This window comes from Pseudoalteromonas sp. SG45-2, from assembly GCF_014164115.1.
Classification (GTDB): domain Bacteria; phylum Pseudomonadota; class Gammaproteobacteria; order Enterobacterales; family Alteromonadaceae; genus Pseudoalteromonas; species Pseudoalteromonas distincta.
In genome coordinates, this window is the sequence record NZ_JACJEO010000040.1 from 1 (window position 1) to 13408 (window position 13408).

At 37.7% G+C, this 13408-nt stretch carries 10 protein-coding genes; 3 read left to right on the forward strand and 7 right to left on the reverse strand.

Translation table 11 applies throughout. The annotated features are described in order from the left end of the window. Positions 1–23: 23 nt before the first annotated feature. The 3 genes from H5116_RS19645 to fdxA all read right to left on the reverse strand — a co-directional run bounded on the left by H5116_RS19645 (position 24) and on the right by fdxA (position 5050). The gene (locus tag H5116_RS19645) at positions 24–1778 is read right to left on the reverse strand and encodes a putative bifunctional diguanylate cyclase/phosphodiesterase (RefSeq protein ID WP_409074703.1); all 1755 of its coding nucleotides are present in this window, start codon (positions 1776–1778) and stop codon (positions 24–26) included. 568 nt (positions 1779–2346) lie between these two features. After that, positions 2347–4590 carry a carbohydrate binding family 9 domain-containing protein gene (locus H5116_RS19650; RefSeq protein ID WP_182716901.1) on the reverse strand — a complete coding sequence of 748 codons (2244 nt, stop codon included), beginning with the start codon at positions 4588–4590 and terminating at the stop codon, positions 2347–2349. A 136-nt stretch (positions 4591–4726) separates the two neighbouring features. After that, a complete protein-coding gene (gene fdxA, locus H5116_RS19655; RefSeq protein ID WP_002958626.1) occupies positions 4727–5050 on the reverse strand; it encodes a ferredoxin FdxA in 324 nt (107 codons plus the stop codon). Positions 5051–5244: 194 nt separating this feature from the next. Here fdxA and H5116_RS19660 point away from each other — a divergent pair, with 194 nt between their 5' ends. Together H5116_RS19660 and H5116_RS19665 are read left to right on the forward strand one after the other, a co-directional pair. Continuing rightward, entirely contained in the window at positions 5245–6852 is a 1608-nt protein-coding gene (locus tag H5116_RS19660; protein ID WP_182716902.1) for an NAD(P)/FAD-dependent oxidoreductase, read from the forward strand. A 95-nt stretch (positions 6853–6947) separates the two neighbouring features. Then, complete coding sequence (locus H5116_RS19665) at positions 6948–8447, forward strand: amidase family protein (protein ID WP_182716903.1); 1500 nt, start codon at positions 6948–6950, stop codon at positions 8445–8447. A 31-nt stretch (positions 8448–8478) separates the two neighbouring features. Here the strand turns inward: H5116_RS19665 and H5116_RS19670 are convergent, their stop codons facing one another. Beyond that, positions 8479–9783 carry a DEAD/DEAH box helicase gene (locus tag H5116_RS19670; protein ID WP_002958629.1) on the reverse strand — a complete coding sequence of 435 codons (1305 nt, stop codon included), beginning with the start codon at positions 9781–9783 and terminating at the stop codon, positions 8479–8481. Between the two features lie 129 nt (positions 9784–9912). Then, positions 9913–10830 carry a 4-hydroxy-tetrahydrodipicolinate synthase gene (gene dapA, locus H5116_RS19675; RefSeq protein WP_182716904.1) on the reverse strand — a complete coding sequence of 306 codons (918 nt, stop codon included), beginning with the start codon at positions 10828–10830 and terminating at the stop codon, positions 9913–9915. Between the two features lie 170 nt (positions 10831–11000). On the opposite strand from dapA, the gene H5116_RS19680 reads away from it, so the two are divergent. Then, positions 11001–11654 (forward strand): DUF6058 family natural product biosynthesis protein, encoded by a 654-nt coding sequence (locus H5116_RS19680; protein ID WP_138490422.1) that lies wholly within the window; start codon positions 11001–11003, stop codon positions 11652–11654. An 8-nt stretch (positions 11655–11662) separates the two neighbouring features. On the opposite strand, the gene H5116_RS19685 is transcribed toward H5116_RS19680, so the two are convergent. Both H5116_RS19685 and H5116_RS19690 read right to left on the reverse strand, forming a co-directional pair. After that, positions 11663–12427 carry a 2-keto-4-pentenoate hydratase gene (locus H5116_RS19685; protein WP_182716905.1) on the reverse strand — a complete coding sequence of 255 codons (765 nt, stop codon included), beginning with the start codon at positions 12425–12427 and terminating at the stop codon, positions 11663–11665. Positions 12428–12565: 138 nt separating this feature from the next. Next, on the reverse strand, positions 12566–12970 hold the full coding sequence (locus H5116_RS19690) for a hypothetical protein (protein WP_182716906.1): 405 nt from the start codon (positions 12968–12970) through the stop codon (positions 12566–12568). Positions 12971–13408: the final 438 nt, after the last annotated feature.

The following is a 13408-nucleotide window of genomic DNA, read 5'->3' on the forward strand; positions in this document are numbered from 1 at the left end:
TAACTAACTAACTAACTAACTAACTAACTAACAATATCCCACGCACTTGTACCCGATGCAGAAAGATTGCTGGTGTTATTACGTAATACTTTATTGCCTACATTAACTGATGACTCAGGACGGCTCACTAAATACCCCTGAACTGAACTCACACCCATTTTTTTAACAAGCTCAAACTGCCCTATTTCTTCAACGCCTTCAGCTACAATTTTAAGGCCCAGCTTTTGTCCAAGCTCACTAATTGTATTTAATATATCGTTATACTTTTGGCTTTTATTGGCTTGAGCTATGAACGAGCGATCAATTTTAATAACATCAATTGGTAAATCCGCTAATGTACTTAACGAGCTAAAACCTGTACCAAAGTCATCAATTGCAATAGTGATGCCTTCTTCTCTTAATCTACTTAGCTCTTTAATTATTCTAGGGCTGGCTTGAATAAATGTTGATTCGGTAATTTCTAGCATTAAAGACGTCGCCGGTAAGCCGGTTTTTTTTAGCTTCTTCATTATCCAATCATAAATATCACGGTGCTTTAACTGAATGCCCGAAACGTTAACAGATATTTTTACTTTGCGCATACCTGCATTATGCCATGCAGCCATTTGCCGACACGATTCAAGCATAATCCAATCGCCAAGCTCTAATATTAAATTCGACTCTTCTGCTATTGGAATAAATTCTGAAGGTGGGATCATACCTTCAACTGGGTGGTCCCAGCGTGTAAGCGCTTCAAAATAATCAATCATACAATCTTCAACATGTACAATTGGCTGAAAAGACAAGTAAAAATCTTTACACGCGAGCGCTAAACGCAATTCTTCGAGTAAATAATGATAACGGCGCATTTTGTTACCCATTTCTGGCGAGTAAACTTTAAATATTCCCTTACCATCACTCTTAGCTCTGTACATAGCAACATCAGCTAGTTGTAAAAGTGCTTGTGGGGTTGACGCGCTTTCTGGGTAAGCAGCAATACCAATACTGGCACTAATTTTTACTATTTTATTGCCAAGCACAAAGTCTTTTTCAAGCTCACTTAACACGTGCTTCGCAATCTCAACAACTCTGTCGCTATCATCAAGTAGTTCTATAAATATGGAGAATTCATCTCCACCTAATCTTGATAAGTTTTGCTCTAATTGATTAGCGCTATTAATATTACTTAACTTATGGTGACGTAAAACATTTGCAAGTCGACTGGCCACTTGAACTAATATTTCATCACCAAAACTGTGGCCAAACGAATCATTTACTTGTTTAAAGCCATCCAAGTCGATAAATAGAAGCGCACATTTGAGATCTTCCTGATTAGCATGATTTATTTGTCTGTCTATGTGTTCAATATATGCATGGCGGTCAATTAACAGCGTCAGTTTGTCTTGACAAATACTTGTTTGAGTTTGTTTTACATAATTAACTACGTGTGAATTTAAGCTATTTATAGATTGGCTTAAGCTGCTTACACCTAATGGGTTCTCTGCCGGTTTAACTTGTAAATTAAATGCAGTAAGTAAGCTGTTGGCTTGGCGATTGAGCTCCGCTATTTGATTTTTATAATGACGTTTTCTACGTTCTCTACGTAAATAGATACCTGAGCCAAATATCAATATACATAAAAATAAAAAGTTCATGGGTGATGAGAGCGTCATCATGATTAACTTATTAGAATCAGCGGCTACAAATTGGGTATCAGTGGTTTTAATAAGTAAAAAATCAGCTGTTGGCTGCTCAATTATATAATGGCCATTTAAAATGGGATTATACCAAGGAGCCATATCAAGGGAGGTATTCGTGATCTCGAAACTTCGTATATCAATATTAGTCTGAAATAGATTTATACGGTTGATCTGATTAGTTAACTCTATGTTTATGCAGAAACAAAATAGAACTATGATTAAGAAAATAAAACCGAGCGGCTTAAGTTTATTCATAAAAAAAATCCATCTATTTTGCTTCTCCTATCAAACCTATTACCAAAAGCGGATTATATCGCTTGCATTTAGTACTACGCAAGCATTGATATAATCCTAAGCCATTAGAATAACAAAAAATTGTAACGATAATGGATTAACTAACTATATCTACATATAGTATAGATGGGATTAATAAAAATAAACAAAAACGTTTCAATTGTTTAAAATTTAATACATGCGGTATATAAACTTTGTCGTTTTTTCTGCCGCATTAATCTATGCCTCACCACTACAGCTTTAAGTACTTATATTTACTCAACCTTAATCGCATTTGCTCCGCTGTCGTACATCATTTAAAAATTATTCTTGCGCATTATGCATTGCTACTCAAACTAGTAGGAATTATCGCTAATAAAATTATTATTAATATTTAAAGCTGCCATGCATAGCTAACTTTTGTAAATAAGGTACGTTGATCTCGCTCAATATTTTTAAGAGAATCGTCTTGGTAACCTCTATCTGAGTAACCCAAATAAAACAGTGTTTGCGCATTAATTTTATATGAGTAAATAAGCTGACTACCGTAGTCTTTGTTAATTTGGCTAACTTGATAAAAGTAGGCATTTTCGTCTCTATCAATATCTTCAAATTGTAAAATAAGCTTAAGAATTGAACGCATACTAAATTTATAATGAAGCCTAAAATCAACTAAGTTAGCTGTAAATACACGCTCCCCTTGTGGGTTATCTAATTGGCTGTAGTTATGTTTTACATCGAGCTGCCAATGGTCGTTAATGTCCCACACCATTTGGGTTTGGGTGTCAAACGCATCGCCTAATTGCTCATTTGCATAATCAATGCGGCTAGCGTATTCAACATATAATGATAACTTTAAATCTTTAGTGGGTTTAAAGCCCGTATAAATGTAACCAATATTTTGATTATAAAAATTGTCATTATAATTTTCATAACGGTGTACTAAACCAATTTCAAAAATAGATTGTTTTTGACCTTTAAAACTCAAAAAGCCTTCGTATTCTTCTTCAAGTAAGTCGCCATTTTGCGCCCACGTTTTATCCCAGTCAGCTTCGTATGACCATGAGGTAAGTAAATCAGACTCATCTCTGTACCATGTTTGTCCGCCACCAAAGCCTACTTTTTCATAATCAACTTTAGCTTGATAACCTAAATCAGTGCGGTAGTCCTTCCCAATATTTTCATAAGATGCAAATAATTTGTAATCACGTTTATCGCGGGTAAGTTCTAGAGCATAAGCTTCATCTGATTGAGTTTCAGATAAGTTATAGTTTTGAATTAAAAATTCAGAGTTACGAGTATCAGCAGATGACACTTGATACAAAAGAGTATCCGATTGATTAAACCAGTAGGTACCATCCACTGATAATACAGTGTTGTGATAGTCATCACTTTCTCTGTGCGTGCTTGAAATACCAATAGTACCTTGCTGACCTAAGTCATATTGATAACGCCCTGCGGCTGCATTCGTTTTTTCGTTTAAGCTTGCAAAGCCAGAGCCCTGATTCGTTGGCAGTAAAATATTACTATTGTCGTCATCAGCTAGCATTAGCGCATAACTATGATCACCCGTTTTACCCGTCAGCTTTGCACCTAAAGTAGGCTCTGCAATTGTACGTGTGTATAAAAGCTCAAATAAGCTACTTTTAAAGTAAGAAGCACCATCTAAAAAGAAAGGACGTTTTTCAGCGTAATAAATTGAGAAGGTTGTATTTACATCAAGCTCTAAAGAGTCAGTTTCTACTTGCGAAAAATCAGGATTAATTGTCGCGTTTAAAACAGCATCTTTTGTTAAACCCCAGCGTAAATCTAAGCCCACTTCAGTATCTATATCACCCTTATCCCAATCACCTGGCAACGCAGATTTATTATCGTTACGCAGTGTGGTTAATGTAGGTGTTAATTGGATATTTTTACTTGATTCAATGTCACTAAAGCCAACTAACTTATCAAACTGGCAAAGGCTGCATTTCACATTTCTATCAAACCCCATATTTGATAGCTGATATAGCACATCACGTTGATAGTTTCTCATTACAGAAAAACCCCACGTTAGCTCATTTTTATTTTCAGGAAAACGCAATGCTTTAAAAGGAATACGCATTTCAACAACATAACCTTTGTCGTTAATTTGTCCTGCGCTATCCCAAATAGCATTCCATGAGGTATCAGAGCTCCAGCCATCGGTGTCGGTCATTCGTATATCGCCTTGCGCACCCAGCGGGTTCACATGGAATTCATAACCACTGCGTTCATCATTAAATGTATCAATAACAAGAATAACGACGTCGTCTTCCCATAGCGTATCGCGGTCACGAAGTGATGCACGAATTTGCTCAGGGTTAGGATCCTCAGCAATAAAACCAACATATAAGTTAGTGCCATCTTCGTAAATAAAGGCATCAGTTTTTACAGGAGGTGTGCCTTTTTCGTTAGGCTCATCTTGGTAGAGTAAAGATATACGTGTTGCATTTTGCCAGTGCGCCTCATCCATAACACCATCAACGGTGATATTTGAATTAATACGGGACAAGGATACTTGCTGTTTTTTAGCCGCTACATCAAGGCTTGAAAGTAATAAAGCAAAACTTAAAAATAGGAAGGAAAACTTTTTTATTATAGTTATAAAGTACTGCATAAACATCCATTTAGACTGTAATTACTCATAAGGAGCAACTTAAGCTGAGGATTGTAATTTATCCAGGTACATTTGTTAATACTTTGAAATGAAAAATTAACTATTTAATGATAAAGGAGTAACTAATTGTTATGTATTATGTTTCGAGTAGTTTAAGCTTATCGTCTATGCCATTCCATACATCAGCGTCCTCTGGTGCAGGTTTAACCTCTGTAATGCGCGGCCAGACCAGTGCAAGTTCAGCATTTAATTCAGTAAACTCTTTTTGAGACTCTGGTAGCTCATCTTCTTGGTATATCGCATCAGCTGAACACTCAGGTACACATAAACCACAATCGATACAATCAATCGGGCTAATTGCTAAAAAATTAGGGCCTTCAAAAAATGCATCTGCTGGGCACACAGATACGCAATCGGTGTACTTACACTTTATACAATTTTCGGTGACAACAAACGCCATACTATTTTAATACCTAAGATTTTGAACAACAGTTGTGGATCATACCCATCCACCCCAAAAATACAATAAATAAGTGCCATATCAGGCTATTTTAACGTAAAATGCGCGCCTAATGTTTGCACACTCGTTGTGCCCTGCATCCCCTTATTGTGAGCGGTAATAATACCCCGCTATGACACCTAAAAGAGATATAAATGATACGTTTAACCGAAATAAAGCTGCCACTTGATCATGACGAAGACGCAATTGGTCAAGCAATTGTAAATAAACTCAAAATCCAACCTGAACAATTGCACAGTTTTAATGTGTTTAAACGTGGTTATGATGCACGTAAAAAATCAGCTATTTTACTTATTTATACACTCGATATAGAAGTTGATAACGAAGCCGAGCTACTCGCAGCATTTGAAAAAGACCAACATGTAAAAGTAGCACCAGACACAAGTTATAAATTTGTAGCCCAAGCTAACAATAATATCAAAGAGCGCCCTGTCGTGATTGGTTTTGGTCCTTGTGGTTTATTTGCGGGCTTATTACTTGCTCAAATGGGCTTTAAACCCATTATATTAGAGCGCGGTAAAGAAGTACGTGAACGTACAAAAGACACGTTTGGCTTTTGGCGTAAACGCACACTTAATACAGAATCAAATGTACAATTTGGTGAAGGTGGCGCAGGTACATTCTCAGACGGTAAGTTATACAGCCAAGTAAAAGATCCAAAGCATTATGGCCGAAAAGTCATTACTGAATTTGTAGAAGCAGGCGCACCCGATGAAATTTTATACGTAAGTAAGCCACACATTGGTACGTTTAAACTTGTCACCATGATTGAAAAAATGCGCGCTCGTATAATAAAGCTTGGCGGCGAAATTCGCTTTAGCACACGTGTTGACGATATTCATTTAGACGACGGGCAAGTAACAGGTTTAACGCTTTCAAATGGCGAGCAGCTAAACACTCGCCATGTTGTATTAGCCGTTGGCCACAGCGCACGTGACACGTTTGATATGATCCACAAAAAAGGGATTTATGTTGAAGCAAAGCCATTCTCAGTCGGTTTTAGAATCGAACATAAACAATCAATGATCGATGAATGTCGTTTTGGCACAAATGCAGGAAACCCAATTTTAGGCTCTGCCGATTATAAACTTGTTCATCACTGCGACAATGGCCGCACCGTTTACAGCTTTTGTATGTGCCCAGGTGGCACAGTAGTCGCGGCAACCTCTGAAGAAGGCCGTGTTGTTACCAATGGTATGAGTCAATATTCACGAAGTGAGCGCAACGCTAACAGCGCTATTGTGGTAGGTATATCACCAGAGCAAGATTTCCCTGGTAATCCACTTGCTGGAATAGACTTACAACGCAAACTTGAAGAGCAAGCGTATGAGCTTGGTGGTAGCAACTACGATGCACCAGCGCAGTTAATTGGAGATTTCTTAAAAGGTAAATCATCTGCAGACTTAGGTGAAGTACAACCCTCTTACACACCTGGTATTAAGTTAACTGACTTGAGTAAAGTGTTACCACAATTTGCAATTGATGCCCTTCGCGAAGCGATACCAGCGTTTAATAAACAAATTCGTGGCTTTTCAACTAACGACGGTTTATTAACCGGTGTTGAAACACGTACTTCGTCGCCTATTAGTATTAAGCGTGATAAAACATTCCAAAGTATTAACACCAAAGGGCTTTACCCTGCTGGTGAAGGCGCAGGTTACGCTGGCGGTATTTTATCAGCGGGTATTGATGGTATTAAAGCAGCTGAAGCAGTCGCACTGTCTATGTTAGAAAACGCTTAAACCTCTTTTTTAAGCTGTTTATCGAAAAGCCTCACTTTGTGAGGTTTTTTTGTGCTAAATGTATAGAAAATAATGACAACTCAAGCACCTCAACAATGATCAAAACATTTACCTTTTCGTTGCTTAGTGTATTAGCAATTTTTAACGCTAAAGCACAAGAGCTAAAAACCATCGATGAAATCCACAGTGCATATAAAAATAATTCTATTAATGCACAGCAACTCACCCAAAATTATATAAAGCGAATTAATAAACTTAACCCACAATACAATGCAGTTATTAGTATTGAGCCTACAGCTATTGCTCAAGCTAAAACGTTAGATGAACTTGCCGCCAAAGGCACTTGGGCAGGTCCATTACACGGAATACCTGTACTTCTTAAAGATAATATAGAAACAAAAGGCACACTTCCCACAACGGCTGGCTCTTTAGCACTTAAAAATAACGTTACTGATAATGATGCTTTTGTTGTTAAACAACTACGTAATGCGGGCGCTATAATTTTAGGCAAAGCTAATTTAAGTGAATGGGCAAATTTTCGTTCATCCTATTCATCGTCAGGCTGGAGTGCCGTAGGCGGACAAACACATAATGCGCACGATGTAACACGTAATCCATGTGGTTCTAGTGCAGGCTCTGCTGTGGCAGTCGCACTTAACTTTGCGCCCATAGCATTAGGGACTGAAACAGACGGTTCAATTACGTGCCCTGCCTCAGTAAATGGAGTTTATGCAATAAAACCGAGTATGGGCCAAGTATCACGCTCAGGCGTTATACCTCTTTCAAGTAGCCAAGATTCAGTAGGGCCGATGGCGCATTCACTTAAAGATGCATTGCTGGTTTTATCAGTTTTGCAAGGTGAAGACTCCCTTGATGCAACAACTACAGGGTTTGAATTAAAAACAGGTAATCTAAAATCAAAATCGTCACTTATTATTGGTGCACTGCCTAGCGACAAATTTACAGTTGAAACGCAGCGCCTTTATGCCAAGCAGTTACAAGCATTAAAACAGGCTGGGCACACTATTATTAATGTAGATATTACTGATAACTTAGATACGCTATTTGTTGATGAATACTATATTTTACTTTACGACTTTAAAGCCGAAATTAATCACTACCTCGCAAGCACTCCAGCACAAGTGGGTGTAAAAAGCCTAAAAGCACTTATTAATTTTAATATTCAAAATAAAAATACAGAAATGCCCCACTTTGAGCAAGATATCCTAGTTCAATCTCAGGCTATTGATTTAACTAACAAACAAAAATACCAAGAGACTAAAGAACGCTATCGCACTTTAGCAACGACAGCCATTGTTAATGTATATAAAAACAACAAGCTTGATATTGTTATAGCGCCTACAGTATCACCCGCCTGGAAGACAGACTTAGTTAATGGTGATAATTTTAATGGTAGTAGTAGTTCGTTATCTGCTATTGCAGGCACAACGCACATAACTCTGCCGGTAGGCAAAGTAAGTGGTTTACCAGTTGGTTTGTCCATAATAGCAAATAAAGAGGGCGAGCAAGCGGCTTATGTATACGCAAATATTATTGATGAGGTGTTATCATCAGGCACAAAAAAACCTGAGTAAACTCAGGTTTTTTTAAACTAAACGGCGTTAACTATGACTTTTTAAGTGACAGTTTTTCGCCTTTTAAGCTTTTACGAACGCTTGAAATACGTGAGCGATTTACTGCTCTCGCTTCACCGGTTGCTTGTCCTGATAACTTGTTAGAACGTGTACGGCGTAAATGCGCTGGTTTTTTACCAATTTTATCAATGAGTACTTCACGGTTACTTACTTCGTAACCTTCTAAATATACACGTTTGATTTTTTGACCGATTAACGTTTCAATTTCAAACAAAGTGTTTTCTTCTTCGCGGCTAACAAATGAGATTGCTTGACCTTGGCGACCAGCACGACCTGTACGGCCAATACGGTGAACGTAATCTTCTGCAAGCCATGGTAAATCAATATTAATTACACGAGGTAAGCCATCAATATCAATACCACGAGCAGCCACTTCTGTAGCCACTAATACACGTACTTTGCCTTCTTTAAACTCACGTAAAGCACGACGACGGTTACCTTGAGATTTGTCACCGTGGCAAACGCCTGCCGGAATACCATCAAGGTTAAGCTCTTTAACAAGCTCATCAGCCGTTTCTTTCATGTTTACGAATACAAGCACTTGTTGCCAGTTTTTCTTACCAATCAATTCAGAAAGTAGTTCTTGCTTACGACGTTCTTCAACAGGGTAAACAACATGCTCAACAGTACTTGCTGTACTGTTAGTTTGATCAACACGCACTATTTCAGCTTGTTTTAATACTTTAGATGCAAATTGTTTAATTGCTGCAGGGAAAGTAGCAGAGAAAAGTAAAATCTGGCGCTCTTCTGCACAGCTTTTAATCACGTTTTGCATGTCTTCAATAAAGCCCATATCAAGCATACGGTCGGCTTCATCAAGAACAAGGTGCTTAACACTTGCAAGGCTTAAGTTACCTAAACGAATATGATCAAATAAACGACCTGGTGTTGCAACAACAATATCAACACCTTCTTTTAAAGCGTTTGCTTGGCCGGCGGTACTAACACCACCAAATAAACTAACGACTTTAAGTGATGTATGCTTTGCAAAATCTCTAAAATTATTTGCAATTTGTTCTGCAAGTTCACGCGTTGGAGCAAGTACTAACGCATGAGGTGCATTCGTTGTGCTGAGTTCAGACTCAACCAATTTTTGGATGATAGGTAAAGCAAACGCGGCAGTTTTGCCGGTACCAGTTTGTGCACTGGCTAAAACGTCTTTACCTTTACGAACAGCAGGGATTGCTGCGCGCTGAATGGGCGTAAGAGTGTGATAGTTAAGTTCGTCCAACGCCTGGATGATTTCAGGAGCGAAACTAAAAGATTTAAAATTCATGCTGTATAACCTACGGCCACATTATCAAGGGTCGCAAATTATACAGCAAAAACGAGTCAACAGTTAGCTTTAAACTGGATTAAAAGCTAAAAATTAGTTTGTTAAGTCATTAAAATATTGATTATCAACTCAAGAAAGCGTTAATACCTCATTTTGTTTTAATAACTGTGCTTTACCACCGACAACTTCACGTTCGTTAAGCTCATTTATTAATGGCAAACCTACTTTTTGTTGCTCATCACTAAGCGGTAAATACGGTAATCTAAATACTGGATTTACTGCACCTGTCATCATCATCGCAGTGTTAATAGCAATAGGGTTTGGCTCACAGAACAACCAGCTCATTAATGGTTGTAATGACGTATTTAACTCATCATTTTTAGTATCCATTAATTGGCGAAACAACCCAGGAACAAGGTTAGAAGTAACCGAAATAACACCGTGAGCTTTGTGTACATGACGAGCGTCGTGTGCTTCATCGTCGTTACCAGACCAACACGCAATGCCTTGCTGCTCATAGTGTGCAATGCGCTCATTGCCGCCACATTCTTTAATACCAATTAGGTTCGAGTGCTGTGCTAATGGTTCAATAATATCAGGTGTTAGGTCTTGACCTGTGCGACCTGCTACGTTGTAAATAAAGGCAGGTCCAATATCAAGTACGCGTTTAAAGTGCTCTTTAACACCCGCGATTGACGTACGTCCGTAATATGGGTTAATTTGCAGTGCTGCATCCATACCGCTGGCAAAGCCATATTTAGTTGCTTTAATCGCTTCACGGGTGTTGTTACTACCGGTATTACCAACAATAACCAGTTTGTCGCCATACTTGTTTGCACTGTGCGCTATAAGCATTAAATGCTCTTCCCAGTTCATTAACTGGCCTTCGCCTGTTGTGCCACCGACTACAATGCCATCAACGCCCGCTGCAATTTGTATTTCAACGAGTTCATCGTACTTTGCGAGATCAATTTCACCGTTTGCTAAATATGGCGTTTTAATAGCTGTAATAAGGCTTGCTTGTTTAATTTGGTCTAGGGTGCGCATAAAAATTCATTATTTATAAAACTTGCGCTATTTGTAACATACTTGCCGGTATTTTTGGAGGTATAAGCGCACATTTAATTATAAAATCGCTTGTGTTATTGAGTTTGGTAATACAAAATGAACAACTGTATATATAAACAGTATTTTATTTTAACGATACCAGAGGCTTTATGCGTTTATCTGACTACTTAGCAACTCATTTTTATAACACCGATGAACTGTGCCAAGCATTAAATATAGATGCAGATACACTTTTAGCTTGGCAAGAGCGAAGTGTGTTCCCCAAACCAAGTTACTGTATTAAAAGTCAACTTAGCTGCAGCTCATATTCGGGTTTGTATGAATGCGAAGAATATGACGACTATTATCCGCGCGGCTGTGTTAATTGGGGGCAAGGCCTTTTAAAACAAAAAATAGAATCATCAAGCCATGCTTTTAATTATTTTGCGCAGCAATATACTGCAAGCCTAACTAAACTCGCTCAGCAAGGATTTACGTTTAGCGAAGAGCTATTTGGCTGTGAAATAGACGAGCACTTACAGCAAGTTTGGCAACAGTTTTTATGCAGTAAATATGGCGTACTTACTCAAAATGGATTAATAGACGAAATAGTCTCTGTAGACATTGGCAGGCTATTAGTTGACGACATTACAGAACTGCGCAGTAAAGCGAGTTTAAACCAAGAAGAAAGAGCGCTATTACACCCCGCCATAAAGCTTTTAAACAAAGCGCTAGGGCATGGCGCCGATCATGAAAAACAACATACATTACGCACCCGCTATATAGATGCACTTATTTTAAAATACGATTTATCTATTAAGTAACGCTAAATTTACTTTGATAAAAACGTAGTGCTAACAGACCCTAAGTCTTCGTAACTAACCGTGGTTAACTGATCTGTATTAAGCTCAACAACACCACAATAAGAGCCTGTTATAAACACTTGCCCAGTTTTTAAATTAATTCCCTTTGCTGATAAGTAATTAACCGCCCAATAAAGTGGAAGCTGCGCAAGTTCTGCAGGATGCACACCTGCCAAGTTTAACTCCAGCTCAGTTTGCTTAACGTTAATATTTACAGTACTTGCGTTATACGCTTTGGCTTTATCTATTTGCGGGCCTAAATACACGCCTTGATTGGATAGGCCATCGGCCAGCTTTTCAATGTGCGTGCTTGGAGTGTCTTCATCAAACCTTTTTTGAATAAGCTCAAGTGCTAAATGGGCGCTGGCAAATGCAGTATCCACGTCTTCATTTGTATAGGTTTTATTACTTGGTAAATCGCTTTGTAAAATAAATGCAATTTCTGGTTCAATAAGCGCTTTATTGTTTGTTGTATATAGTGGGCAATTTTCAGCTTGTTTTATAGGTACATGTAAAAGAGGCGCTAATATAATTGAGCCATCATCTAAAGGCAGCATACACTTCCAGCCATATACAGTTTGATCATTTAAATAAATCATCAACTTTTGTACTTCTATCGCATCGTCAGTCGAGTCTAGTACTAACTCTTTAGGAAAGTTTGAACGTGCTGGGTTTTCTTCTCTTTGTGCTAATAAGTGAGTAGCAATTAGTTTTAGCTGTATTGAGTTGTTCACATAAATCTCTTTAAAATACGTTACTGGTTAAGCAGTAAATAGGAAGGGTTATATTATTAATGTATTAGCTTAGGCATTAAAACATCATGTTAAATGCCTATAATTAAAATTGTATTTAAAACAAAGCGTGGTAATTATTTAAGTATCAATAGATTTAAGCGATCGTAAAAATAGCCCTAAGCCGCCAAATGCTAAAATTATAATAACAATCAAATCAAACGACGTCATAGTTCGTATACTAAATCGCACACTCGATATAACGCCAAATATGAGTGCGGTTAACGAGCCAAGAGATAGCACCCAGCCTAAAATATTTTTAGAATTATAAAAAATCAGACCCACACCAAAAATAAACGGGATCATAACCATGCCGCCTGTAACGCCAAAGCCACCTAAAGCATTAACACTATAAATGCGAGAACTTAGTCCAAAATTAGAGGTCACCGAAATTGCGTTTAGCAGCATATAAAAGCCACCGCACATCATAATTAAACCAATAAAAAAATGCCCAATACCACCAGAGCTTCCACCCGCACCTTTCATTATTAATTATTCCTTTTATATTTTTAACTTAATAGTTTTAGATGGTAATTGCTCGAGTATTAACATTGACCGAAATATACATAATCAATGAGTGCACACGCGAAAATACTTATCGCGTAATTACATGCCAAATAACATAAAACCAAGACAAAAAACCGTGCAAAATTGCCCATAACACAGACTCATTAGCACTCCATGAAATAGCAATTGCTAGGGCCGTACCAAAAGAGACTCCATATTTTACTATCTCATTTCTTGAGTTTCTCATTAGTTATATTCCTAATTTTTAACTTATACCAATCTGCTTATATATGGGGTCTATTTAACGTTAAGAAAATTACGCTAGAACTAGGCAAAAATTTTTATATCTAGTTGTTCTAAATAAAAAATTTTTAACGACGTTATAGTGCAATTTAATTCGTTAAATTGATCAAAGAT